This is a genomic window from Kitasatospora sp. NPDC058162 (genome assembly GCF_042884005.1).
Lineage (GTDB): Bacteria > Actinomycetota > Actinomycetes > Streptomycetales > Streptomycetaceae > Kitasatospora.
The window spans coordinates 17,379-41,949 of sequence record NZ_JBHVUS010000001.1; the positions used below are offsets into that span (position 1 = coordinate 17,379).

At 72.2% G+C, this 24,571-nt stretch carries 17 protein-coding genes; 7 read left to right on the forward strand and 10 right to left on the reverse strand.

Going from position 1 to position 24,571, the window contains the following annotated elements:
- Nucleotides 1-4 precede the first annotated feature (4 nt).
- Genes ACFVXG_RS00070 through ACFVXG_RS00085 form a run of 4 tightly spaced genes read right to left on the reverse strand, consistent with a single transcriptional unit; the run spans nucleotide 5 to nucleotide 5,236 of the window.
- Nucleotides 5-1,378: an aldehyde dehydrogenase family protein gene (locus tag ACFVXG_RS00070; RefSeq protein ID WP_387922725.1), complete on the reverse strand. Its 1,374-nt coding sequence runs from the start codon at nucleotides 1,376-1,378 to the stop codon at nucleotides 5-7.
- Nucleotides 1,375-2,223: a gamma-glutamyl-gamma-aminobutyrate hydrolase family protein gene (locus ACFVXG_RS00075; protein ID WP_387922727.1), complete on the reverse strand. Its 849-nt coding sequence runs from the start codon at nucleotides 2,221-2,223 to the stop codon at nucleotides 1,375-1,377. The genes ACFVXG_RS00070 and ACFVXG_RS00075 overlap by 4 nt, the downstream gene beginning before the upstream one ends.
- 23 nt (nucleotides 2,224-2,246) lie before the next feature.
- Nucleotides 2,247-3,605, reverse strand: coding sequence for a glutamine synthetase family protein (locus ACFVXG_RS00080; protein ID WP_387922729.1), 1,359 nt, complete (start codon nucleotides 3,603-3,605; stop codon nucleotides 2,247-2,249).
- The gene (locus tag ACFVXG_RS00085) at nucleotides 3,602-5,236 is read right to left on the reverse strand and encodes an amino acid permease (protein WP_387922731.1); all 1,635 of its coding nucleotides are present in this window, start codon (nucleotides 5,234-5,236) and stop codon (nucleotides 3,602-3,604) included. The genes ACFVXG_RS00080 and ACFVXG_RS00085 overlap by 4 nt, the downstream gene beginning before the upstream one ends.
- 212 nt (nucleotides 5,237-5,448) lie before the next feature.
- On the opposite strand from ACFVXG_RS00085, the gene ACFVXG_RS00090 reads away from it, so the two are divergent.
- The gene (locus ACFVXG_RS00090) at nucleotides 5,449-6,198 is read left to right on the forward strand and encodes a FadR/GntR family transcriptional regulator (RefSeq protein WP_387922732.1); all 750 of its coding nucleotides are present in this window, start codon (nucleotides 5,449-5,451) and stop codon (nucleotides 6,196-6,198) included.
- 120 nt (nucleotides 6,199-6,318) lie between these two features.
- Here the strand turns inward: ACFVXG_RS00090 and ACFVXG_RS00095 are convergent, their stop codons facing one another.
- A complete protein-coding gene (locus ACFVXG_RS00095) occupies nucleotides 6,319-7,617 on the reverse strand; it encodes a citrate synthase (RefSeq protein WP_387922734.1) in 1,299 nt (432 codons plus the stop codon).
- 79 nt (nucleotides 7,618-7,696) lie between these two features.
- On the reverse strand, nucleotides 7,697-7,831 hold the full coding sequence (locus ACFVXG_RS00100; protein ID WP_387922735.1) for a hypothetical protein: 135 nt from the start codon (nucleotides 7,829-7,831) through the stop codon (nucleotides 7,697-7,699).
- Here ACFVXG_RS00100 and ACFVXG_RS00105 point away from each other — a divergent pair.
- The 5 genes from ACFVXG_RS00105 (at nucleotide 7,830) to ACFVXG_RS00125 (ending at nucleotide 12,774) form a co-directional block, all read left to right on the forward strand.
- Complete coding sequence (locus ACFVXG_RS00105; protein ID WP_387922737.1) at nucleotides 7,830-8,981, forward strand: citrate/2-methylcitrate synthase; 1,152 nt, start codon at nucleotides 7,830-7,832, stop codon at nucleotides 8,979-8,981. The two genes, ACFVXG_RS00100 and ACFVXG_RS00105, sit on opposite strands and share 2 nt — an antisense overlap.
- 565 nt (nucleotides 8,982-9,546) lie before the next feature.
- Nucleotides 9,547-9,888 carry a type VII secretion target gene (locus tag ACFVXG_RS00110; RefSeq protein ID WP_387922739.1) on the forward strand — a complete coding sequence of 114 codons (342 nt, stop codon included), beginning with the start codon at nucleotides 9,547-9,549 and terminating at the stop codon, nucleotides 9,886-9,888.
- Complete coding sequence (locus tag ACFVXG_RS00115) at nucleotides 9,888-11,669, forward strand: alpha/beta hydrolase (RefSeq protein WP_387922740.1); 1,782 nt, start codon at nucleotides 9,888-9,890, stop codon at nucleotides 11,667-11,669. Before ACFVXG_RS00110 ends, ACFVXG_RS00115 begins: the two co-directional genes overlap by 1 nt.
- Nucleotides 11,666-12,283, forward strand: a complete 618-nt coding sequence (locus tag ACFVXG_RS00120; protein WP_387922742.1) for a hypothetical protein — start codon at nucleotides 11,666-11,668, stop codon at nucleotides 12,281-12,283. Before ACFVXG_RS00115 ends, ACFVXG_RS00120 begins: the two co-directional genes overlap by 4 nt.
- 8 nt (nucleotides 12,284-12,291) lie before the next feature.
- Nucleotides 12,292-12,774, forward strand: a complete 483-nt coding sequence (locus ACFVXG_RS00125) for a hypothetical protein (RefSeq protein WP_387922743.1) — start codon at nucleotides 12,292-12,294, stop codon at nucleotides 12,772-12,774.
- A gap of 68 nt (nucleotides 12,775-12,842) precedes the next feature.
- Here the strand turns inward: ACFVXG_RS00125 and ACFVXG_RS00130 are convergent, their stop codons facing one another.
- From ACFVXG_RS00130 to ACFVXG_RS00145, 4 genes are all read right to left on the reverse strand, one after another.
- Nucleotides 12,843-13,907: an RICIN domain-containing protein gene (locus tag ACFVXG_RS00130; RefSeq protein WP_387922745.1), complete on the reverse strand. Its 1,065-nt coding sequence runs from the start codon at nucleotides 13,905-13,907 to the stop codon at nucleotides 12,843-12,845.
- 191 nt (nucleotides 13,908-14,098) lie between these two features.
- A complete protein-coding gene (locus ACFVXG_RS00135; protein ID WP_387922747.1) occupies nucleotides 14,099-19,792 on the reverse strand; it encodes a PA14 domain-containing protein in 5,694 nt (1,897 codons plus the stop codon).
- A 593-nt stretch (nucleotides 19,793-20,385) separates the two neighbouring features.
- On the reverse strand, nucleotides 20,386-20,745 hold the full coding sequence (locus tag ACFVXG_RS00140; protein WP_387922749.1) for a hypothetical protein: 360 nt from the start codon (nucleotides 20,743-20,745) through the stop codon (nucleotides 20,386-20,388).
- A 201-nt stretch (nucleotides 20,746-20,946) separates the two neighbouring features.
- Complete coding sequence (locus ACFVXG_RS00145; protein WP_387922751.1) at nucleotides 20,947-21,510, reverse strand: TetR/AcrR family transcriptional regulator; 564 nt, start codon at nucleotides 21,508-21,510, stop codon at nucleotides 20,947-20,949.
- A 165-nt stretch (nucleotides 21,511-21,675) separates the two neighbouring features.
- Here ACFVXG_RS00145 and ACFVXG_RS00150 point away from each other — a divergent pair, with 165 nt between their 5' ends.
- Nucleotides 21,676-24,516, forward strand: a complete 2,841-nt coding sequence (locus ACFVXG_RS00150; RefSeq protein WP_387923832.1) for an AAA family ATPase — start codon at nucleotides 21,676-21,678, stop codon at nucleotides 24,514-24,516.
- Nucleotides 24,517-24,571: the final 55 nt, after the last annotated feature.

A 24,571-nucleotide genomic window follows, 5' to 3' on the forward strand; every position in this document is an offset into this window, starting at 1 on the left:
CTGATCATTCCTCCGTGGAGATGAAGACGTTCTTGGTCTGGGTGAAGGCGTCGAGGGCGTCCGGGCCGAGCTCGCGGCCCAGGCCGGACTGCTTGAAGCCGCCGAACGGCGTGGTGTAGCGCACCGAGGAGTGCGAGTTGACGGAGAGGTTGCCGGCCTCGACGCCGCGCGAGACGCGCAGCGCGCGGCCGAGGTCCCTGGTCCAGATGGAGCCGGACAGGCCGTACTCGGTGGCGTTGGCGATGCGCAGCGCGTCCTCCTCGTCGCGGAACGGGACGACGGCGACGACCGGGCCGAAGACCTCCTCGGTGAAGGCGCGGTCGTCGTGCCGCACGGGCGCGAGGACGGTCGGCGGGTACCAGAAGCCGGGCCCGTCGGGGGCGCTGCCGCGGAAGGCGACGGCCGAGCCGTCCGGGACGTACGAGGAGACCCGATCACGGTGGGCGGCGGAGATCAGCGGGCCCATCTCGGTCTTCTCGTCGGTCGGGTCGCCGACCCGCACGCCGCGCACGGCCGGTTCCAGGAGCGCCATGAAGTCGTCGAACGCGGAGGCCTCGACGAGGATCCGGGAGCGGGCGCAGCAGTCCTGGCCGGCGTTGTCGAAGACGGCGTAGGGCGCGGTCGCGGCGGCCTTGGCGAGGTCGGCGTCGGCGAAGACGATGTTGGCGCTCTTGCCGCCGAGTTCGAGGGTGACGGGCTTCACCTGGGCGGCGCAGCCCGCCATGATCTCCTTGCCGACCCTCGTCGAGCCGGTGAAGACGACCTTGCGCACGTCGGGGTGGGTGACGAAGCGTTGTCCGACGACCGGGCCGCGGCCGGGCAGGATCTGCAGCACCCCCTCGGGGATCCCGGCTTCCAGGGCGAGTTCGCCGAGGCGCAGGGCGGTGAGCGGGGTGAGCTCGGCCGGTTTGACGATGACGGTGTTGCCGGCGGCGAGCGCCGGGGCGAGGGCCCAGGCGGCGATCGGCATCGGGAAGTTCCAGGGCACGATGACCCCGACGACCCCGATCGGCTCCTGGAAGGTGACGTCGATGCCGCCGGCGACGGGGATCTGCCGGCCGAACAGCCGCTCGGGGGCGGCGGCGTAGTACTCGATGACGTCCCGCGCGTTGCCCGCCTCCCAGCGGGCGTTGCCGATGGTGTGGCCGGCGTTGGCGACCTCCAGGGCGGCGAGGTGCTCGCGGTCGGCGTCGACGGCGGCGGCGAAGGCGCGCAGCAGCCGGGCGCGGTCGGCGGGGGCCACCCGGCGCCAGGTGTCGAAGGCGGCGCGGGCGCGGGCGACGGCGGCGTCGGTCTCGGCGAGGCCGGCCAGTTCGACGGTGGTGATCACCTCCTCGGTGGCGGGGTTGACGACCTCGAAGAGGTCCGGTTCGGTCATCGGGTGGTCTCCCTCTGGGTAGCGGTCCGGCTGGTGGTCCGGCTGACGGGATGGCTGGTGGCCTGGCTGGCGGTATGACTGTCGGTCCGGCTGGCGGTGATGAGCGCGTGGAACAGGCGGTCGTCGTCGGGGTCGGTCTCCGGGTGCCACTGGACGCCCAACGCAAAGCGGTGGCCGGTCAGTTCGAGCGCCTCGACGGTGCCGTCGGCGCTGTGCGCGGTGGCCCGCAGGCCGGTGCCGATCCGGTCGACGGCCTGGTGGTGATAGCAGGAGACCTCGGTGGCGGGCCCCAGGACGGCGGCGAGCCGGCTGCCGTCCGCCAGGCCGACCCGGTGGCGGACGAAGCGGGCGGGGACGGTCTGGTGGCTGCCGTCGGGCAGGTGCTGGACCAGGCTGCCGCCGAGTGCGACGTTGAGCAACTGCATGCCGCGGCAGACGCCGAGCACCGGCAGGTCCCGGGCGAGGGCGGCGCCGAGCAGCCGGCTCTCCCAGTCGTCGCGGCCGCGCTGCGGCGGGCCGGTGCGCGGGTCGGGGGCCGCCGCGTAGCGGGCCGGGTCGATGTCCGATCCGCCGGCGAGGACGAGTCCGTCCAGGGCGTCGAGCAGGTGGCCGGCCCCGCCGGGCTGCGGCGGCAGCAGCACCGGGGTGCCGCCGGCGCGGACGACGGCGTCGACGTACGTCTGGGGCACCAGGGAGGCGCACTGGTTCCAGACGGACCAGGCGGCGTCCTCCTGGTAGCTGCTGATGCCGATGAGGGGCCGTCGGCCTTCTTCGCGGGTCACGTCGGTCACCTCCGTCACGTCCGTCACGTCGGTCACGTCCGTCACGTCGGTCATGTCGGTCATGTGGGTTCCCTTGGTCACGCGGGTCACAGCCGCTCGAATCCGCGGCGCCGCTCCCAGTCGGTCACCGCCCGCTGGTAGGAGGCGAGTTCGGTGCGCCCGGCGTGGGTGTAGTGCCGGACGACGTCCTTGCCGAAGGCCTCGGTGGCGACGGCGCTGCGCTCGAAGGCGTCGACCGCGTCGCGCAGGGTGGCGGGCACCCGGGGCGCGTCGGAGGCGTAGGCGTTGCCGGTGAACTCCGGCTGGAGTTCGAGCTGTTGCTCGACGCCGTGCAGTCCGGCCGCGATCAGGGCGGCGACCGCGAGGTACGGGTTGACGTCGCCGCCGGGCACGCGGTTCTCGAAGCGCAGCGATGGGCCGTGGCCGACGACGCGCAGCGCGCAGGTGCGGTTGTCCCGGCCCCAGGCGATGGCGGTGGGCGCGAAGCTGCCGGGGACGTAGCGCTTGTAGGAGTTGACGGTGGGGGCGAACAGCAGGGCGAAGTCGGCGAGGCAGGCGAGCTGGCCGGCCAGGAAGTGCTCCATGGTGCGGGAGAAGCCGTACGGACGGTCCCCGGCGAACACCGGGGCGCCCTGCTCGTCACGCAGGCTCAGGTGGATGTGGCAGGAGTTGCCCTCGCGTTCGTCGTACTTCGCCATGAACGTGAGGCTGCAGCCCTCCTGGGCGGCGATCTCCTTGGCGCCGGTCTTGTAGACGGCGTGGTTGTCGCAGGTGGTGAGGGCGTCGGCGTACTTGAAGGCGATCTCGTGCTGGCCGAGGTTGCACTCGCCCTTCGCCGACTCGACGGTGAGGCCGGCGCCGGCCATGCCGTTGCGCAGGCGGCGCAGCAGGGGCTCGATGCGGCCGGTGCCGAGGATGGAGTAGTCGACGTTGTACTGGTTGGCCGGGGTGAGCCGGGTGTAGTCCTTGTCCCAGGCCTGTTCGTAGCTGTCCCGGAAGACGATGAACTCCAGCTCGGTGGCGGCCTGGGCCTGCCAGCCGTAGCCGGCCAGCCGGTCGAGCTGGCGCTGGAGGACCTGGCGCGGGGAGACGGCGACCGGGGTGCCGTCGTGCTGGACGACGTCGCACTGGACCATGACGGTGGCGGGATGCCAGGGGACGGACCGCAGGGTGGCGAGGTCGGGGCGCAGCGTCAGGTCGCCGTAGCCGTTCTCCCAGGAGGAGACCTCGTACCCGTCGACGGTGTTCATGTCGACGTCGACGGCCAGCAGGTAGCCGCAGCCCTCCGCGGCGCCGGGGACGACGTCGTCGAGGAAGTACTCGGCGGCGACGCGTTTGCCCTGGAGGCGGCCCTGCATGTCGGTCATGGCGAGCACGACGGTGTCCACGGACCCGTCGGCGACGCGGGTGCGCAGCTCGTCGAGGGTGAGCCGGGGGGTGGTCATCGGGTCTCCTGTTCGGTGTCCAGGGCGTCGGGCGTGGGCGGTGCGGTCGGCGCAGACAGTACGGTCGGCGCGGACAGTGCGGACGGCTCGGTCAGCGAGGACGGCGCGGCGCCGACGTGCGGCCCGGTGAACCAGTGCCGGGCCGAGGCCAGCCACCACACGCCGGCGAAGCCGACCACGACGGCCACGGCGACCGGGGTGTAGTTGAAGGTGTCGACGGTGATCGGGCTGGCGGTGGGCAGCATGAACAGGACGGTGATCACCGCTGTCCAGGCGACGGCGACCACGCCGATCGGCCGGCTCCAGCGCCCCAGGTGCCACGGCCCGCGCGGGAAGTCCTCGCCCTGGCGCAGCCGCAGGTACACCGGGATGACGTAGGAGATGTAGAGGCCGATGACGGAGATCGAGGTCACCGCCGTGTAGGCGGTGTTGTTCCAGAGCGCGGGCAGTCCGAGCAGCAGCGCGCCGCCGGTGGCCAGCCAGACCGCGTTGGTCGGGGTCTGGGTGCGCGGGGAGATGCGGTGCCAGAGGCGGGAGCCGGGCAGTGCGCCGTCGCGGGAGAAGGCGTAGATCATGCGGGAGTTGGCGGTGACGGAGGCCATCCCGCAGAAGAACTGGGCGCCGATGACGATGAGCAGCAGGAACTGGGCGCCGCCGGAGCCGATCGCGTCGATGAAGATCTGCGCGGGCGGGACCTGGGTGTCGCTCTTGAGCGCGCCGTCGTAGTCACGGATCGCGAAGGTGATGCCGAGCAGCAGGATCCAGCCCGCCACCAGGGAGACGGTGATGGCGTTGACGATGCCGCGCGGGCCGGAGCGGGCGGCGTCCTGGGTCTCCTCGGTCATGTGCGCGGAGGCGTCGTAGCCGGTGAGCGTGTACTGGGCCATCAGCAGGCCGAGCATCGCGACGTAGAACTGGCTGTGGAAGCCGGTGCGGTTGACGAACTCGGTGAGGACGAAGGAGACGGAGGCGTGCCGCTCGGGGAGCAGCGCGAGCGCGCCGACGATGATCGCGACGCCCACCAGGTGCCACCACACGGAGACGCTGTTGAGGACGGCGACCAGGCGCACCCCGAAGGTGTTGAGCAGGCCGTGCGCCACCAGGATGACCGCGAAGATCTCCATGGTGTGCGCGGGGGTGGCCGCGACGCCGAAGCGGAGTTCGAGGAACGCGTTGGTGAAGAAGGCGGCGCCGTAGTCGACGCTGGCGGTCACCGCGACCTGGCCGAGGAAGTTGAACCAGCCGGTGAACCAGCTCCAGGCCGGGCCGCTGCTCCGGCTGCGGGTCAGCTTGGCGGACCAGTAGTACAGCCCGCCGGCCGTCGGGTAGCTGGAGCAGATCTCGGCCATCGCGAGGCCGACGCAGAGCGTCAGCAGGCCGACCACCGGCCAGCCCCAGATGATCAGGGCCGGGCCGCCGGTCTTCATCCCCGTCCCGTAGAGGGTCAGGCAGCCGGACAGGATCGAGACGATGGAGAAGGAGACGGCGAAGTTGGAGAAGCCCGACATCGAGCGGGCCAGCTCCTGGGTGTAGCCGAGCTCGCGGAGGCGTTGTTCGTCGGCGGAAACGGGGGAGGAGTCCACCGGAAACACGGCGGGGCCAGGGTGGTCGGGTGAGCGTGCGTCGGTCATGGGCACCCCTGGGGGTTGAGGGTGTGCCGGGGTGCGCGCGGCCACGACGGCGTGGCGCACTCCCCCGGCGGCTTCGACGGTCGAACGGCTCTTCAATGGTCTAAAGTCAGACCATTGGGTGGGTGAGCAGCATCGTTCCGGCTGGACGGTGGCCACGTCAAGAGCGGGACGCGAACGAGTGCGGGAGATCCGATCGCAGGTACGATTCCGGCGTGGACGTGGACGTAACACGTGAGCAGGCGCTGCTCGACTGGGAGGCCGGGGCGATATTCCGCCCGATCCGAACCGGCAACGCCTTCGAGGAGACCGTCGAACGGCTGCTCCAGGCGATCAAGCTCGGCGTCTTCGGCCCCGGCGACCGGCTGCCCGCCGAACGCGACCTCGCCGCCCGGCTCGGCGTCAGCCGCGAGACCCTGCGCGAGGCGCTCCGCACGCTCCAGCAGGCCGACTGCGTCGAGCCCCGCCGCGGCCGCTACGGCGGCACCTTCGTCACCTACCGGATGCCCGAACCGGACGTCGCCGACCTGCGCCGCGCCGCCCGCGACCTCGGCGGTGCGCTCGAGGACGCGCTGACCTACCGGCAGGTCCTGGAGGTCGGCGCCGCCGAGGCCGCCGCCCGGCGCACCCTCTCCCCCGAACAGCGCGCTCACCTGGTGGACCGGCTGACCGAGCTGGACGCCGCCCCGGCGGAGCAGTACCGCCAGCTGGACTCGCGCTTCCACCTCGCCATCGGCGAACTCACCGGCTCCCCCGCCCTCGCCGCGGCCATCGCCGAGGCCAGGATGCGCCTCAACGACCTGCTGAACGCGATCCCCATGCTCGACCGCAACATCGAACACGCCGCCGAGCAGCACCGCGCCATGGTCCGGGCCATCCTCGACGGCGACGGCGCCGCCGCCCGCCGCGCCACCGAGGAACACCTCGCCGCGACGGCCTCCCTGCTCCGGGGCTTCCTGGCCTGAGCCCCCCCGGGGGGGTCACCGGACACCCTGGCCGACCGGTCGGCGGGCCACGCTCTCACCCTGTTGAGTGACAGACGAGTGGAGGGGCCGCCCACCTGGCCGACCCCTCCACTCGTCCGCTCAGTTCGGTGAGGACGGCCCGCCACCCGCGCCGGAGGGCGGATCGGCCTCGTCGCCGCGCGGGCGCGGCCCGGTGTAGGTGGCCCGGGCCCGCATCCGTAGGGGCTCCTCGCGGTACTCCTCCATCGCGTGGGCCAGCCAGCCCGGGGTGCGGGCCACGGCGAAGACCACCTCGCCGGACTCCGCCGGCATCCCGGCGGCCAGTGCCATGGCGGCCAACGCCAGGTCGATGTTGGCCCGCTGGGCCGGCCGCCCGGCCGGGCCGGCGGCCGCCTCCACGTCGGAGACCGCCGTCACCACGGCTGCGCCGCCGTCGAGTTGACGGACCGCGTCGAGCAGCGCGACCGCCCGGGGGTCGCCGTCCGGATAGAGCCGGTGGCCGAGCCCCGGGATCGGTCGGCCGGTGCGCAGGTAGTCGGAGACCACCGGCACCGCGCCGTCGGCCAGCACCTCGGCGAGCATCCGGTGTGCCAGCGGGCTGGCCGCGCCGTGCAGCGGGCCGTCGGTGGCGCCGAGTCCGGCGGAGACCACCGCGTACGGATCCGCCCGCGCCGAGGCCGCCAGCCGCGCCGCCACGGTGGAGACCGCCAGCTCGTGGTCGATCAGCAGCACCAGGGCCCGGTCCAGGCAGGTCAGCGCCTCGGGCGTGGGGGCGGCGGTGGCCAGCCGGCTCCACAACCGCGCGGCCAGCGGGGCGTCGGGCCCGGGGTCGGGCGCGGTGCGCGGCAGCGCCTCCACCATCCCGGCGATCAGGGCCGCCCCGGCGGCCCGGACGGTCTGCTCGCGCAGGTCGAAGCGCAGCGGGTCGAGCGCGGCGGCGACGGTGGCCGAGATCCGGAGCCGGTCGGGCAGCCTGGTCCCGTCGGGCAGCGTGGCGGCGGTACGGGCCAGCGCCTCGGCGGTGGCCGGCGGTACCCGCAGCTCCACCGGGGCCTCGGTGCCCAGCCCCCAGAGCCAGCCGATCGCGGCCTCGAAGCCGTGCCGGGCGGCCAGTTCGACGCCGTCGCGGCCGCGGTAGTAGAGCCGGCCGTGCTCGATCAGGGTCAGTCCGGTCCGGACCCTGACCGGTTCGCTCGCCCACCCCGCCCCGCCGCCCGACGGCTCGCCCGCCGCCGGTCGTACGGGGGTGCGACGGCCGCGGGCGGCCAGCTCGGCGACCTCCCGGGCGTCGAAGGTGCTGCCCTTGCCCCCCGGGGCGCGCTCGCTGCTGAGCTGCCCGCGGCTGGCGTAGGCGTACACCGTCTCCACCTTCACGCCGAGCTGCTCGGCGACCTGCTGGGTGGTCAAGCGTTCGGCCATCGTCCGCCCTCATCCTCCTGTGACGCCTCCGCCTGTGGTGCCTCCGCGTCTTGATGGACCTCAGTATTACACATTGATTTCAATCAACGTTGACAACATGGATCAACAGTCGGAGAGTGAAGAACGTCGCCGGCAGCCGGAAACCGAAAGCCAGCAGCACGCAACCGGAGCCGCAGCCGCAGCCGGAGAGATCCACGAGAAAGGCCACTGCCATGCCGAGCACCACCGAGATCGAGGTCCCCCGCGGCCTCAAGGGCGTCGTGGTCACCGAGACCGAACTCGGCGACGTCCGCGGACTGGAGGGCTTCTACCGCTACCGCCAGTACTCGGCGATCGACCTCGCCGAGCAGCGCACCCTGGAGGACGTCTGGCACCTGATGCTCCTCGGCGAGCTGCCGGACGCGCCCGGCCGCGCCGACTTCCTCGCCCGCACCACCCCGCTGCGCCGCCTGCCCGACGCGCTGCGCCCGCTCCTGCCCGCGCTCGCCGCGAGCACCGTGAACGGCGGCCCGCTCGCCGCCCTGGGCGCCGCGCTCTCGATCGCCGGCGCCGACCGCGGCGTCCGTCCGCTCTACGACACCGCACCCGAGCAGCGGATCGAGGACGCGCTGTTCGCCACCGCGCTGGTACCCACCGTCCTGACCGCGCTCCACCGGCTGCAGCAGGGCGAGCAGCCGATAGAACCGCGCGACGACCTCGGCTACGCGGCCAACTACCTCTACATGCTGACCGGCGAGGAGCCCGAGCCGACCAAGGCCCGGGCGGTCGAGCAGTACCTGATCTCCACGGTGGACCACGGCTTCAACGCCTCCACCTTCACCGCCCGGGTGATCGCCTCCACCGGGGCCGACCTGGTCGCCTGCCTGGTCGGCGGTCTCGGCGCGCTCTCCGGGCCGCTGCACGGCGGCGCGCCCAGCCGGGCACTCGACACCCTGGACGCGATCGGCACCCCGGAGCGGATCGACGGCTGGATCCGCGAGCACGTACTCGCCGGCGACCGGATCATGGGCTTCGGCCACGCCGTCTACCGCACCGAGGACCCCCGCTCCCGCATGCTGCGCGGCGTCGCGAAGTCCTTCGGCGGCGAGCTGGTCGACCTCGCCGTCCAGGTGGAGGCCCGGGTCGAGGCGATCCTGGCCGAGCTGAAGCCGGGCCGCGAACTGCACACCAACGTCGAGTTCTACGCCGGCGTGGTGATGCACCTCTGCGGCCTGCCGAGGGAGATGTTCACCCCCACCTTCGCCGCGGCCCGGGCGATCGGCTGGAGCGCCAACATCCTGGAGCAGGCCGCCGACCCCAAGATCATCCGCCCGGCCGCCCGCTACACCGGCCCCACGGCCCCGCAGCCGCTGCCGACGGCCTGAGCCGAAGAGCTCCCGGACTCCGCCCGTCCACGCGTACTGAACATGGCAGCCTGGTCCCGGGCCCGCACCCCGCGTCCGGGGCGCGGGCCCGGTTCCTGTGCCGGAGCCCCAGCTCGCGCAGGTCGACGGTGAATGGCGACCGTGCTGGGCTGTCACAGTCGTTCTGAGCCCCGGCGCGGGCCCCGGCGCGAGGCCGGCCTCGTACCAAGTCGATGCCGCTTCGGGCTCGTTGGTACAGGGAGCGTTCAGCCCGTAGGGACAGCGCCCGGACGCCCCGCCCGCACCCCGCCGTCCTCCCCCGGGACGATCCCGAACTCCGAGGGGCGGCGTCGGCCACCGCACCCGGCACCGGTGATCGGAAGCGGAATCGCGATCTGCTACTTTTTCGACCTTGGTGCCTGTGTGCGAGGCGTGTGACCTGCTGTTGTACGTGTCCTGGCCCCGGCACCGATCGCTTGATCGACCACAGGGGGAAACCATCAACGCGTACGCGAGCGCCGACGGCCCGGGCATATACAGCCCCGGCGGCATCTACGGCCCGGCGGGTCCTTACGCCCCGCCGGCCGTGCCGGGCCCGTCCTTCGGAGTCAACCCGGCCGACCTGGACGCGGCGTCGACCCTCGCCCACAACGTCGGCCAGGCCATGCCGGAGGAGCTGAAGCACATCTACCAGCCCTCCGACGACGCGGTCGCCGGGCTCGCCGGCTGGCGGACCGCGGCCTCCTTGAAGGCCTGCTCGGCAGCCTGGGAGGAGTGCCTGCGCAAGCTGGGCACCGAGGTCGACGGCATCAGCACGAAGTTCTCGGCGACCGCGACCAACTACCGCAACGCCGACCACAACGGGGCGAACGGCCTGAACGGCGTCGGAACCGGCCCGTACGGCCCGTACTCCCCCAAGGCGAGCTGATGGTCGACCTCGCCCAGCTGCGCGACGCCCACATGGATCCCCTGGACACCGCGGCGACCGCCTACGACACGCTCTCCAACAACTTCAAGAAGCACGCCGACGACCTGAACACCCAGGTCCTCAAGCACCTCTTCGACGGCCGGTGGGTGGGCAACGCCGCCGGCGTGGCCAACCAGGCGATGGAGACGACCAGTACCCGCCTCGACGCGGCCCACACCGAGCTGTCCTGCATGTCGGGTCTGCTGCGCGAGGCCTCGGAGAGCTTCTGGCTGGCGCAGTCCAAGCTGCAGCAGGCACTCGCGGACGCGAAGACCCTGGGCCTCACGGTGGCCGAGGACGGGAAGGTCACCTGGCCGGCCCCGAGCGCGGCCGAACGCCACGACCCGGACTACGACACGCCGCAGAAGGCGAAGGCCGTCTCGGACCGGATAGCCCAAGCGATCAGCGAGGCGGACACCGCCGACCAGAAGATCTCCAAGGCGCTCGACGACCTGACCGCGCGCGCCAAGACCGGCGCCGGCCTCAACCTCGACAACGCCGCCGCCGACCAGAAGAACGTCGGCCAACTGGGCAAGGACCTGCTCGACGCCGGCTTCCCGCCCAAGGACGCCCAGCCCACCGAGGTCAACTCCTGGTGGAAGGGCCTCACCCCGGACGAGCAGCAGCGCCTGATCCAGGCCCATCCGGACCTGCTCGGCAACCGCGACGGCATCCCCGCGGTCGCCCGCAACCAGGCCAACCTGCTCAACCTGGACCGGCTGACCAAGGAGTACGAGAACAAGCCCAACCCCTCGGACGCCGACAAGCAGAAGCTGGCGGGCTTCCGCGCCATCAAGACCAAGCTCGACCAGGCGAAGACCAAGGAGCCGCCACCCGCCTTCCTGATGGCCGTCAGCGACGAGGGCCAGGGGCGGGGCTGCCTATCCTGGGGCAACCCGGACACCGCGAAGAACGTCAGCGCGTACGTGCCCGGGCTCGGTACCAAGCTCTCCGACGTCGGCGGCAAGGACGCCGACCGCGCCCGCAACGTGTGGCAGGCCGCCCACAACGCCGACCCGACCGCGGAGACCGCCTCCATGGTCTGGCTGGGGTACGACCCCCCGCCGGGCCCGCTGGACGGCGACCCCAAGGTCCTCGAGGTGATGCTCCCCGACCGCGCCCAGAAGGGCGGCGAGAACTACGACAAGTTCATGAGCGGCCTGCGCGCCAGCCACGAAGGCGCCCCGGCGCACCTCGTCGCCCTCGGCCACAGCTACGGCTCGACCACGGTGGGCATGGCGGCGGGGCAGGGCGGCGGCACCGGCGCCGACGACATCATCCTGGTCGGCAGCCCCGGCACCGGGGCGGACAAGGCCTCGCAGCTCCACATCGACCCGAAGCACGTCTGGGTCGGCGACGCCCAGAACGACCCGGTGAGCCACCTGCCCGCGAAGGAGCGGGTCGCGGCCGACGGCTCGGGGGCGGCCATCGGGGGGTACATCGCCGGACCGCTGGGCGCCTGGACCGGTGGCAAGGTCGCCAACGAGCTCTACGACGACTTCGGCGACACCAACGACCTCTATTTCGGGAAGGACCCGGCCGCCAAGGACTTCGGCGCCAACCGGTTCGCCGTCGCGGACGGAGCGCCGCTCTCCTTCGACTCCCACTCGAACTACATGGAGGATCCCAACATGGACGTCTCGAAGGACCCCGCCAAGAAGGCGGAGCTGGAGTCGATCAACAACATCGGCCAGATCGTGGCGGGCAAGTACGACAACGTGACGAAGCAGGAGGGCCGATGAGCGGGTCGCGGCGGGGCACCCGCCGACTGGGCCTGGGCACCGCGGTCGCCGCGCTGGCGCTCGCCCTGACCGCGTGCTCGGCCGGCACCGGCGCGTCCGGCGGCGGGGCATCCGGCACCGGGGCGCCCAAGCAGCTCGTACCGGCCGACCAGGCCCTCCAGCGGATGGACGCCCTGCTCAACGAGTCGCTGGCCGACGTCCAGCCGGCGCTGCGCTACTGGGACGACAACCCCGACGCGGTCGAGCAGTACTCCAAGGGCCTCGACGAGCACTCCCTCAACTACGCGGACGCCGACCGCCGACGCCACATCATGACCAGGATCGCGCCGGCCAAGTACGGCACCCTGCTGGACATGATCGAACGCGGCTGGAAGGCCAAGGGGTACACCGTCACCCGGAGCGCCGCCAACCCGCCCGGCAGCGTCGCCAGTGCCCCGGACGGCGCGGGCGTCGGGATCACCTTCTACCCCTCCGGGCTCATCGAGATCACGGCGCACGTCTCCCCCGTCCCGGTGGTCCACGGCCCCTTCGGAACCCCCACCCCCGTTCCGACCATGTCCAACGGCAACCCGGACGACGTCCCCAAGTACGACGACCCCTTCTGGTCGAACTGAAGGCCCCCATGACCCCTGAACAGGCCGTCCAGCAGCTCAACGCCCTGCTCGACGACTCCATGTCCGGCATCCGCCCGCCGCTGCTGTACTGGGACGGCTGGCCCCGCTCCACCGAACAGTCCGCGGAGGGCTACTACGAGGAGTCCCTCGGCTACGCCACCGCCGCCCGTGACCGCTACATCATGACCAAGGTGACCCGGGCCAAGTACGGCGCCCTGCTGGGCGTGGTCGAACGCAGCTGGCAGGCCAAGGGCTACACCATCACCGCGGTCAACCCTCGGCAGCCCGCCATCTTCGCCTCCACCCCGGACGGCTCCGAGATCGCCATCACCTTCGGCGCCCCCGGCAACATCACCTTCACCGCCTCGGTCGGCCCCATCCCGGTGATCCGCGACCGCGACCCCTTCGGCATCCCCACCCCCGAGCCCGTCACGGCCAACGGCAACCTCGACGTCCTCCCCCGCTACGACGATCCCTTCTGGTCCGTCTGACCGGCCGGCCTGGACGCGACGGCCCCCGGCTCGACCGGGCCGCCGCGTCCAGGACCGACCGGGCGCTGCTACGCGGTTCCCGCGCAGTTGGTGAACGTGGGCCTGGTCCGTGCGCTGTAGATGCTCGCGCCGCCCTTGGTGTCGTACTTGAGGGGCACGGTGATGGTGTCGTCGGCGGTCCACGGGAAGCCCTGGGTGTCGAACGTCCAGGTTCCGGTGGCCTTGGTGGCCAGTTCGGACAACGTGACCCAGCCGTACTGGCGCGGGGGCACGCTCACGGTCAGCTTGCTGCCCAACTCCTGCTTGAGGTCCACCGTGGTCGAGCCGTTGATCTCGCCGATGATTTGGAGCTGAACCTTCGCGAGACCGATGTCGCCACCGACCTGCAGGGTTCCCCCCAGTTTGAAGCCGATCATGTTGCTCCACCCCGTGGTGGTGCTCAGCGAGAACTCCCACGGGATCGTAGTCGAGGTGTCGTTGAACCAGATCGGCGAGACGCACGCCTCCGGCAGCGTGAACGGCGGTGTCTGACTGCTCGTGGACCACGAGCAGGTCGCGGTGTCCTTGTTGCACCGGGCGGCCGCGTAGTCCACGGCGGTGTTCCACGCCGTCTGGTAGACCTCGGTGGGCAGCGTCCACTGCTGGTACGGCGTGTTGTCGCAGCGGTAGGTGTACGCCCAGCTGTCGCTGGCGGGAGGTATCTGGACGGTCAGGCAGGAGTTGTCGCCGACCTGGCGGATCCTGAACGCCTTCTGCGCCGATCCGGAGATCGGTTGGAAGTACCACTGCTCGGTCGCCCGCCCGTCACAGGGCTGCTGCCGCAGTTGGTAGCGGGCGGTGGTCAGGTCCATGCACTTGCCGGTGGTGGTGTTGACGATGGCGAACCCCGAGCCGAAGCTGCTGCCCGTGTTGATGCGCCACGTCGTGGCGGACCCAGGCGCCTGGCTGACGGAAATGGCCGCGTTGTCGTCGTAGTTGCCGTCCTGGACGTCCAGCAGTGTTCCGTTACTGACGTTGGTGAACGTCAGCTGGATCAGCGCCATCGGGGTCATGTCCGCTGGGGGCGCGGCGGTGGCCGGAGCAGCGCCGACCCCCACGGCTGCGCCCAGCATCGCGGCGATGACGGTCACCACCCGCCACAACGATCTTCTCTTCCTGACTCCGGTTCTGGCCACGTGTGTGGTCCTTTCATGAGGTGTGTCCTGGTCGAACGACAGACGGCCGGGGCTTGGACCGCGTTCCGCTGTGGTCACCGGCCTGCTTCTTCCGTCGTGCACTCAGCGGAGGCCCGGCTGCCCAACGTGGGACGGTGTACCGGAAGTTGTCACTTGTCCCCTTTCCACCGGTTGCACCAGCGGCAGAGCAACTGGCCGTTGTCAGCGGTCCCGGAGCCCCCCTGGGACTTCGGCTCCATGTGGTCGACCTGCCACTCGTCGTTGGAAGGGGTGACCCCGCGCTGCGACTTCTGCGGCTTGGTGACTTCCCGGCCGCACCATTCGCAGAGGTTGATCCCGTTGTACTTCTCGGCGTTGAGCGCGACGACATCCCGCTTGCCGGCCCGGGTGAAATCCATGTACGGGCGGCCGCACGAGTCGTTGTGCACCAGGAACCGGACCGACCCGACCTCGACGTAGTACGTGTGGATGCGGCTGACGCTGAGGTTGTGGACGGTCTGGTCGGCGACCTCGCCGCGGTCGTGGACGGCGGTGACCCGCACGGCTGCGGAGTCGGACTCGCCACGGACGAGGTCACCCGTCCTGATGTCCCCGGCTTCGGTCCAGCCGTGGCCCTGGACCCAGATCGGGTGGCCGGCCGTGACAGTGATCGTCGCCGGTCGTGGTCCCTCGACACCGATGTCGATCAGGTGCTTGGTGCCGTGACCGGTGATGACCTCCGCAACGGGTTCGGCCTCGGTGTGACCGGTGGCGGGGTCGGTGGCCAGGACTCGGTCGCCCTCGTGGATGGCGCCGATGGGTTCGGTGGTGCCGTCCGCGAGCACGACCAGGGTGTCGGGCGTGAAGGAGTTGCAGGCCTTCTCGACGGCCTCGGCGGCCTTTCCGAGGGTCGAGGCCTCCTTGGCGGCGGTCTTGGCGACGGCGCCCGCCAGCTTTCCGCCGGGAATCATGCCGAGTGCGTCCTCGGCGGCGGCCTTCTTGTTGCCCTGCGCCAGCTGCCCGGCCACGGCCACCCCGGAGGCGACTGTTCCGACCGGGCCGGGTACGTAGGCCACCACTTCGGCCGCGGTGGTCGCCACGTGCACCACCGACTTCCAGGAGAACGTCCCGGCCAGGTCCAGCCCGTTGACCGGATCGGCGTTGACGTAGTCGTAGTCGTTGGCCGATCCACCCGGCACCGGGTCCACCTGGAGGAAGCGGCCCAGCACCGGCAGGTACACGCGAGCGCCCATCTCGATGGCCTGCCGGCCGGCCAGATGCTCCACCGGCCGCTCGTGCTGGCCCAACCAGCCGAAGTCCATGCCGCCGGCCGCGGTGGCCGGGACCGGAATGTCGGCGAACGCGCCGGTCACGGGATCGATGTTCTGCCCGAACGGGTCGTACAGATGCAGGGCACCGGTGCGGGCGGCGGTGCCGTCAGCGGTGAACAGGACGTCGCCGTGGATGTCGGGGTAGGACCAGTTGGTGGTGGCGGCCTTGTCGTAGTTCTTGGTCAGCAGCACCCCGCCGGGCAGTGCCACGATGCGCTGCAGCAGTCGGCCGTCCTGGTCCAGGACGAGGTCCGCGTCGTCGTGCTTGGACGTGTAGGAGTAGCGGGTGGTCCCGTTCGCCGCGCCGTTCGGGCTGCCGGTCACCGTGCGGGCCGTCAGCCGGTCGGCCGGGTCGCGGGTGTAGGCGATCGTCGTCCCGTCGGCGGCGGTCGTGCTGATGTGCCGCTTGGAGGAGTCGTAGGCCAGGGTGTCGCCCCCGAGCTTGACCGTGTCGCCGTGGGTGTCGTAGCTGACGGCCAGTGTCAGGCCGCCGCTGGTGGAGGCCAGCCGGTCGGCGCCGTCGTAGCAGTAGTCGGTGGCAACCGGCGGGGCGCCGTCGAAACTGTCGGTGGACCTGGTGCGGTTGGAGTTCGATCCGGCTGCCTTGGCCGTTCCGCAACCGTTGACCGGGTCGAACCGGTAGGTGAGCCGGTGGTGCGGGACGGTCGCGGCGACGAGCCGGCCGACCGGGTCGTAGGTGTAGGAGTAGGTCGCGGTGTTCCGACCGTCCTCGGTCACCGCGTCGTCGGTGATGCGGTTGTCGCGGGAGCGGGTGACGGTGTCGACCACGGTGGACGCGGCGGTCTTCCACGTCAGCGCCGTCGGTTTGCCCGAGCCGTTGCGCGCCAGCGAGTCCAGGCGGGATCCGTTGCCGTAGGCGACTCCGGCCAGTTCGGTGGCTGCGTCATAGGAAGGGGTGGCGACGGTGGTCCCGTCCACCTTGACGTTGGTCAACTGGTTGGCGTCGTTCCAGGCGTACACCACGGTGCTGGCCACGCCCTTGACGGTGGCGGTGTCGGTGATCAGACGCCCGACCTGGTCGTAGACGGACGTGGAGGTGGCGCCGTTGGCGTCGGTGTAGCCGACCTCCTGGCCCAGCAGGTCGATCACCGTGGTGATCGAGCCGTTCTCGTCGGTCACCTTCGAGGTCAGCGGGTCACCGCCGACCGCCCAGTCGACCACGACGGTGCGCGCCGGCTGGGCGCCGTAGGCCGGAACGCTCTTCTTCACCATCCGTCCGCGTGCGTCGTAGCCGGTGCACGCCCACGCCTCGTCGTTGACGCGTTCGGCGACGACCCGACCCGTCTCGTCGTAGACCGTCTCACCGGTGAGCGCCGGGCCGTTCGCCGGCTTGGCTCCGACGGCTGTCCTGGCCATCCCGCCCTGGTTGGCGGCCGGGGCGTTGGGGTCACAGGGATTGGCGCGGGTCTCGGTGTCCCCGTAGTACGTGGTCGTGGCACGCTTGTCGGGGTCGGCGAGTTCACCGGCCGGCATGGCCGTGGTGAGTCGACGCAGGTAGTGTTCGCCCGGCCGCTCGTAGGTGGTACGGGCGGTCAGGCCCAGTCCGTCGGGATCAGCCGTCCGGGACACGATGAGCCCGTACACCGGGTCGATCCCCGCCGCCGGGTCGGAGTAACTGCTCAAGCTGCGCTTGGACGGCGCCCGTTCCTGGTCGCCCCCGGAGGTGTCTTCGGTGACCGTGCCCGTCGCCCACCCGTACCGGGGCGCGAGGTTCGTCCCGGGCACCGGGGCCGGGGCGCCGCCGCCGGGCGGGGTCCAGGTGAAGGCCAGTGCGCCGGTCGTGCCGGAGCGGTTGTAGTAGTCGACACGGACGCGGTGCCGGCTGCCGGCCGTGGTGTTGACGTACTTTCCGGCGACCGTGGCGGAGGCCTTGTCGCCCCAGCTGTCGACGGTCAGGACGTCGTCGACCCACAGGCGGACTCCGTCGACCGCGGTGAACCCGAGGCCGTACTCCCCGGCGGCCGGGAACTGCAGCTCACCGGTGAAACGCCCGGACCAGCCACCGGTGTTCGCCACCGGCGGGCTCGCTCCCCAGGACCGTGACAGCGCCCCGTCGGCGGCGCCGACCCCGGTGGAGAACAGCGTCGGGACACCCGCCAGCTCCGGGTTGTCGTAGAAGGCGGCCGACAGCCCCACCAAGCCCTCGTCATAGGTGGTGTGGGTGTGCGGCATCTTCGCCGCGCACGCGGGTGTCGGGGTCTGGCCGGTGAAGCAGGCCGCCGGGGCGGGCCCGTACTTGTCGACCGGGCGGTCGGCGTGGTCGTAGACCGTGGTGGAGCGTCGGCCGGCGCTGTCGACGGCTGCGGTGGCCTGGTCCTTCGTGTTCCACTCCGCGGCGATGCTGGCGCCGGTGAAGTCGGTGGTGACCAGCGTGCGTCCGGCGTCGTCGTAGGTCACGGTGCGGGAGCGGGTGGAGTCGTACACCCCGGCCAGGGCCACGGTGGCCTGCTTGCGTTCGAGGTAGTACTGGTAGAAGTGCTCGGCGCGCTTGTCGCCGGAGCGGCCGTCCGGGGCCGGCGCCAGCACCTGCACCGCGCGCAGGGCGGGCGGTTCCTGGGGCTGTTCGGTCACCGAGTCGTAGCCGATCACCGTACAAGCGGCGGCGATGTCACCGGTGTTGGTGCACCCGTTCGCCGCGGACGGGGCCTGGTGCGCCACCCAGTCGTAGGCCAGGCTGCCCCGGAGGGTGGCCAGCGGCCCGATGCTGTCCAGGGCCTTCTGCTTCTCCTCCTCGTTGTCCCCGGCCTCGTCGTAGCGCTGCTTGGCCGAGGCCCGGCCCACGTAGTCGAAGTCCTGCATAACCGCGCCGGGGTTCTCGACCCGGGCCAGGGTGCCCATCTGGTACCAGAGCCTGGTCTCGCTGCCGTCCCAGTAGCGGATGCGGCACAGCATCTGCGGCGGTGCCGGGTCGGAGCCCGGCGGACGGGACACTCCGCCGTAACAGCCGTCGGTGCCATCGGTGTTGTAGAAGAGCTGGTGCGACCGGCCGGAGACCGGGTCCTTGATCTGCGTCAGCCGCGGTGGCGTCCCGCTGTAGACGTACTGCAGTGCGGCCGGCTTCTTGCCGTCCAGCACCGACTCCACCGCCGCCAGCGTGCCGTCGGGGTTGAACAGCGACACGGTGTCGCCCTCGGTGAGCGTGATCCGGCCCGAGGTGTCGAAGGCGAGCACGCCGTCCTCACCCACCGGCGGCGTGTAGCCGCCCGTGGAGACCTTGGCCCAGGTGTGCTTGCCGCCGGCGCCGTCGGTGAGCACCACCGAGCCGTCCAGCATCTCGGCATGGCTGTAGCCGCTGGACTGCGCCGACAGGGTCCAACCCGCCGGGAGCGCCTGGGAGTCCGAGGAGAACAGCCACTCCGTCGGCACGATCCTCGGTGTCAGGTTGTGGCTGCGCTGGTCATCGGTGCCGGTGCTGCTCTTGGCCCACAGCACCATGCGCGGACGCTGGTCGGAGTGGTGGTACAGCTCGACGCGGATCGGCAGCAGCTGGCCGGCCTTCAACGCGGTGTCGTGGTCCTGACGCGGGCCGGGCAGCAGGAAGTCGTCGCCGGGGTCGGCGGGCCCGGGGTTGTCGTAGACCAGCTTGTCGCCCAGCCAGATCCGAGCGCCGTCCGCGTGCGAGCCGGCGAACCGGAAGTCCCCGGTGACCGGGGCCTTGAACTGGCCCTCCCAGCGCACGACGAACCAGTTCTTGTCCAGGGCGGGCGGCATCGGGTTGTCACGCCACGGCAGGTTGTCCGGGTTGCCGGTCCACGGGATGCCCCAGTCCAGGTTGACCTGTGACTCGCCGCGCACCATCACGGGGATCGCGTCCGGGGTGCCCGCGTGCCGGGAGTCGTTGAAGTACGACGTGCGGACACCGTGCGGGGCGCCCTCCCGGGAGTTGTAGGCGAGGTTCACCCCGGCCGATCCGCCGACGGTCTGGAAGGCCGGCCCGGCGGCTTCGACGTGCGCGTTGCCGTTGAACAGGTTCACCGTCACCGGGCCCAGGTGGTCGGTCGGCGCCGGTCCCGGGTCGCCGACCCGCTGGTTGACCGTGAAGTGCCCGACCCACTGCGGCGGCGTCGCGGTCGTATCGCCGGACATCGCGGTGGCCGCCGTCCAGGTGTAACGGCCGCCGTCGTGCAACACGTGCTTGGGGACCGTCCACTGCGGCTGGTCGAGGCACCCGGAGTCCACCACGCTGCCCGAACGACCGTCGAACCCGGTGGAGATCTTGAAGCAGTACAGGACGCCGTCACCGGCCGCGGCCACCTGCAGCGCCGGAGTCTCCGAACCCACCACGGCACCGTCGACCGGGGAGACCGGGCTGGTCTGCGGCGCCGCCGGGGCTGCGGCTGCGGCGCGCGCGGATCTGCGCGCGTCGGGCCGCGGGTGCTCGCCGGCCACCAAGGGCGCGAAGTCGGCCTCCGGCTGGCTCAGTTCGGCCGGCGGCTTCTGCTCGGCCGGTGACGCCGACGGGACCGAGAGGATCGGCAGATCCCGCGGTACCGTCCTCGATGCCGCGGACACGGGCGTGGACGGTGCAGCGGACGCAGGCGCGGACGCCTGCGCCGGTGGCAGGCCTCCCGCCTGGGTCAGCGAGACCACCAGCACCGTCGCCACCGCGGTCACGATCCACCGCAGCCATGACCACGCGGACAACCGCGCTCCCCCGCCGCCTCCGGACAAGGCCCCTCCAACGCCGTCGACGTCCGGCGGAACCCGAGACATGGCAGGACGCGGGTCCGCTCTCTTCCACTCCCGGCCGGAAGGCCTGGGCGGAGACTGGAATCCTCTGCGACTGGCGGGCCCCAGGGAACAGGTGGTCTACACCTTGGCCGGATTCACCGAACGGCCGGGCCCCCTGCGGAAGGCCCGCCCCCACGGGCAGTCCGTCACCGCCACCTCGCCCTGTCAGGGACATGTTCAAGAAGGGACTCCCGGGCGCCCCCGAACTGAGCCGTAGAACTCCCCGTCGCCCGCACCGCAGTTGGCCGGAACCGTACGGTCGGGATTCCGGACCCGGGCACGGGTGCTCTGCCCCCTCCGGAAATGCCAGCGCCGGGGTGTGAGCCGATCGGCTCGCACCCCGGCGCCGGCGTCCGGCGTCGCCGCCGCTGGCGTCAGGCCGGGACGACGCGGTAACTCAGCATCGGCCAGGGCGTGTTGGACCGGGCGAGCGAGCCGGTGGCCCACGGGACCGGGCCCGTGCAGGCCGGGGCCGGGTAGAGGACCATGGAGGTGGAGCCGGTGGCGACCTGGACCGAGCGGACGGGGGTCGGGAGGGTGTGGCAGGTGCCGAGGTCGGCCAGGTCGACCGTGGTCGCGGTACCGCTCCCGGTGGTGCCCGGGTAGAGGTGAGCGCCCGGCTGCAGGGGCGGCCAGCCGGCGGCCTGGGCCGGTCCGGCGCCGAGGGTGATCAGGGCCGCGACCGCGGTCGCCGCGGCGGCCGAGCCGCGGCGAATCGTCTTCGAGGTGGACATGGGTGAGCCGCCTTTCGTGGGTGTGCCACACCGGTTCGGACGCCGGCGGGGCCTCCTTGACGTCGGCTCCACAGTGCCGCGGGGGCCGTCGGCACGGCATCGGTCATCCGACTGCGATCGCCGGTGCCGAGTCGGACGCGGGGTCGGTCGGATGACTCCGTACGTCCGAACCGGCCCGCCGCACCCGGTCCGTGGCCGGGCTCAGTCCAGCAGCGAGGCGGCCACCCGCCGGACCAGCTCGCGGCGCTCCTCGGCGTCGTGGACGTCCACCACCGTCAGCACCTCGGGGGCGATGGCGGGCCACAGCATGGCGAGGTGGAGCATCAGGGCGAACAGGAGCCGGGCCTCGAACCGGTCCGACACCACGCCCCGGGCCTGGGCGTCGGTGAGCACGGCAATGCGCCGGCGGACGTCGTCGACGGCGTAGCCGTTGGGCAGCACACTGCCGCGCTCCATGTTCTGCCAGGTGATCAGCCGGGGGATCTCCGGGTGCTCGGCGTAGATGTCGCTGAGCCGGGCCGCGAACTCGCGGAGGTCGTCGTCTCCGTCGAACGGCAGGCTGCCGATGATCTGTTCGACCGCGGCGTTCCAGACCGCCTCGAACAGGCCCACCTTGCTCTTGAAGTAGTGGTAGATCTGCGCCTTGTTGCTCCGCGCGACCTCGGCGATGCGGTCCACCCGGGCGCCGTGGAGCCCGTGGGCGGCGAATTCGGCCCGCCCGGCCGCGATGAGTCTCTGCTTGGTGGCTTCGGCGTCGCGTTGCATGCGCAGACCTTAGCCCAGCACCGACTAACCGGTTGGTTGACAGTCGGTTCCTTGTCCGGGTCTAATCAACCAACCGGGTAGTTGAAAGCTAAAAGGCTACACAGCGTTGAAGACGGCCTGCAGGTTCGATGGGGAGGGAACTGGACCGTGGGATCAGCCGTGTCGATGCTCGGCCGGGACGGCGAACGCGAACACCTGGCCGCGTTCGCCCGGTCCGCGGAGGGCCGGACCCTGCTCCTCCGGGGCGAGACCGGGGTCGGCAAGAGCACCCTGCTCGACTTCGCCGCCGAACTGGCGCTCCAGGAGGGGCGGTTGGTGATCCGGGCCACCGGGGTCGAGGCGGAGTCGGAGCTGCCGTACGCGGGGCTGCACCAGCTCCTCTACCCACTGCTGCCGCACACCGCCGAGCTGGAGGACAACTCCCGCGCGGCCCTCGACGCCGTCTTCGGCCACGCCGGAACCGGCGGCACGCCGCCGTCGCTGATGACCCTCGGCATCGCGGTGCTCGGCCTGCTCTCCTCGGCCTCGGTCGAACAGCCGCTGTTCCTGGTCCTGGACGACGGCCAGTGGCTGGACGACTCCAGCGCGGCGGTCTGCGGGTTCGTCGGCCGCCGACTGACCGGCAGCCGGCTGAAGTTGCTGCTCGCGGTCCGCTCCGACATCGCCTCCCCCTTCGACACCGCCGCACTGCCCGAACTGGCGATCGGCACCCTCACGGACGAGGACGCCGCCCTCCTGCTGGACGGCCACTACCCGACCCTGGACCGGCAGTTGCGCCGCGTCGTCCTGGGCCAGGCCCAGGGCAACCCGCTCGCCCTGCTGGAACTGCCCGCCCACCCGACCGGCCGCCACGGGGACCGGCCCCCGGCCGATCCGCGGGCCCTGCGCGGCGCCTCGCCGTCCCGTCGCCTCCAGCACCTCTACGGCACCCGGATCGCCGGCCTGGACGCCACCGTCCGGGCGGAGTTGCTCAAGGGCGCCCTCGACGGCGTCGCGGCCGGACCCCGCGACGGTGCGGTGCCCGCGGGCCGGTACCGGATGCGCGACGCCGACGAGGCCGTCGCCCGCGGCCTGCTGGTGATCGAGCCGGCCACCGGCGAATTCGCCTTCCGGCACCCGCTGGTGCGCTCCAGCGTCGTGCAGCTGGCAACGCCCGAACAGCGGCGCGAGGCCCACCGGGCACTGGCGCGGCTGCACCGGGGGAACCTCGAACGCCGGGCCGCGCACCTGGCCGAGGCCACCCTGGACCCGGACGAGGAGGTGGCCGCCGTCCTGGAGGCCGCCGCCGAGTCCGCGACCCGGCGCGGCGGCGCGCTCACCGCCGTGACCTGGCTGACCCGCGCCGCCGAACTGAGCGAGCACCAGGCCGACCGGTCCCGCCGGCGCGGCGACGCGGCGTTCATCGCCGGACACGCCGCCCGCCTCGGCCACGCCCGCCGGCTCGTCCAGGCCGACCCCGACCCCGGCTCGCACCGGTCCCCGGCCGCCGTCCTGGCCGCCGGCTACCAGGGGCTCTACCACGACGGCGACGTGCGCTCCACCCACCGGCAGACCGCCGCCGCGATCGAGCGGCTGGCCGTCGCGCGGCCGACCGTCGGACGACCGACCGTCGCGCGGCCGACCGCTGCCAGGACCGGGTGCGACCCCGAGGAGCTCGACCGGCTGGTCACCCTGCTGCTCGCCACCAGCCAGTTCGCCGCGGACCGGACCCTGTGGGAACGCACCCACGACCTGCTCGCCGGGCTCGGCGACCGGGTCAGCGAGCGGGCCCGTATCTACAGCGCCACCTGGAGCGACGTCGTCCGGCACGGAGCCGGCTGGACCGGGCCGGTGGAGCGGGCCGCGGCCGACCTGCCGGGCCAGGACCCCTGGGACGTGGCCCGGTTGGCCGTCTCCGCCTACCACCTCGACGTCCTCAGCCCGCTCCGCCCGCACCTCCAGCGCGTCGTCGCCCGCGAGCTGGAGACCGGCGCGGTGTCCACCGGCATGGTGATGCTGCACCTGATCATGCTGGACCAGCTGGCCGTCGGGGAGTGGGAGGCCGCCGAGCGCACCGGACAGCGGGCCCTGCGGCGGTCCGAGGAGCACGGGCACGAGCTGTTCGCCCAGCAGACCCGCGCCTACCTTGCCCAACTCGCCGCGCTGCGCGGGCAGACGGCGACCGCGCGCGAACTCCAGGCAGTGGTCGACGCCTGGGCCCGCCCGCGCGGGATCGGCTTCCTCACCCAACTCGCCGACGCGGCCGGCACCACGGCCGCCCTGAGTGACGGCGACTACGAGGGCGCGTACCTCCAGGCCATCGGCATCACCTCGCCGGGGACCTTCCAGCCCTACGCCCACCAGGCCTCCCGCACCCTGCTCGACCTCGTCGAGGCCGCCGTCCACTCCGGCCGCACCGAGCAGGCCCGCGCGCACGCGCTCGCCGCCCGGGAGGCGGGCCTGCCCGCCGTCTCCCCCCGACTGGACCTGGTCACCCACGGCGCCCTGGCCATGACGGCCGAGGACGGGGAGGAGGCCGCCGCAGCCTACGCGCACGCCGCCGCCCACCCGGCCGCGGCGCACTTCCCGTTCGAACTGGCCCGGATCCGCCTGGCGCACGGCAGCCGGGTCCGCCGGGCCCGGGGCGCCACCGCGGCCCGGCAGTTCCTCGCCCCGGCCGCCGACGCCTTCGAGCGGCTCGGCGCGGCGTCCTGGGCGCAGCGGGCCCGGGCCGAACTGCGGGTCAGCGGCATCCCGAGCCGGGCATCGACGCGCACCACGGCCGCCCTGACCTGGCAGGAGCGCCGCATCGCCGACCTGGCCGCGGGCGGCCTGACGAACAAGGAGATCGGCGAGCAGACCCGCCTGTCGCCGCGGACCGTCGGCGCCCACCTGTACCGCATCTTCCCCAAGTTGGGCGTCACCACCAGGGCCGCCCTGCGGGACGCCCTCACCAGGCTGGACGGGGACTCCCCCGATCCGGCCGGCGACACGGCGCCGAACTCGGCTCCCCCGCAGCACTGTTGACCGAACCCCGCCGGGCGCACGGTGGCCCCGCCGGAGGGCGCGGGTTCCGCCGTCT

Coding starts and splice junctions, on each gene's coding strand:
- ACFVXG_RS00150 (WP_387923832.1), top strand. CDS start 21,676: ATGCTCGGCCGGGACGGCGAACGCGAACACCTGGCCGCGTTCGCCCGG.
- ACFVXG_RS00070 (WP_387922725.1), bottom strand. CDS start 1,378: ATGACCGAACCGGACCTCTTCGAGGTCGTCAACCCCGCCACCGAGGAG.
- ACFVXG_RS00100 (WP_387922735.1), bottom strand. CDS start 7,831: ATGGCAGTGGCCTTTCTCGTGGATCTCTCCGGCTGCGGCTGCGGCTCC.
- ACFVXG_RS00145 (WP_387922751.1), bottom strand. CDS start 21,510: ATGCAACGCGACGCCGAAGCCACCAAGCAGAGACTCATCGCGGCCGGG.
- ACFVXG_RS00075 (WP_387922727.1), bottom strand. CDS start 2,223: ATGACCGACATGACCGACGTGACGGACGTGACCGACGTGACGGACGTG.
- ACFVXG_RS00085 (WP_387922731.1), bottom strand. CDS start 5,236: ATGACCGACGCACGCTCACCCGACCACCCTGGCCCCGCCGTGTTTCCG.
- ACFVXG_RS00140 (WP_387922749.1), bottom strand. CDS start 20,745: ATGTCCACCTCGAAGACGATTCGCCGCGGCTCGGCCGCCGCGGCGACC.
- ACFVXG_RS00105 (WP_387922737.1), top strand. CDS start 7,830: ATGCCGAGCACCACCGAGATCGAGGTCCCCCGCGGCCTCAAGGGCGTC.
- ACFVXG_RS00095 (WP_387922734.1), bottom strand. CDS start 7,617: ATGGCCGAACGCTTGACCACCCAGCAGGTCGCCGAGCAGCTCGGCGTG.
- ACFVXG_RS00120 (WP_387922742.1), top strand. CDS start 11,666: ATGAGCGGGTCGCGGCGGGGCACCCGCCGACTGGGCCTGGGCACCGCG.
- ACFVXG_RS00125 (WP_387922743.1), top strand. CDS start 12,292: ATGACCCCTGAACAGGCCGTCCAGCAGCTCAACGCCCTGCTCGACGAC.
- ACFVXG_RS00115 (WP_387922740.1), top strand. CDS start 9,888: ATGGTCGACCTCGCCCAGCTGCGCGACGCCCACATGGATCCCCTGGAC.
- ACFVXG_RS00080 (WP_387922729.1), bottom strand. CDS start 3,605: ATGACCACCCCCCGGCTCACCCTCGACGAGCTGCGCACCCGCGTCGCC.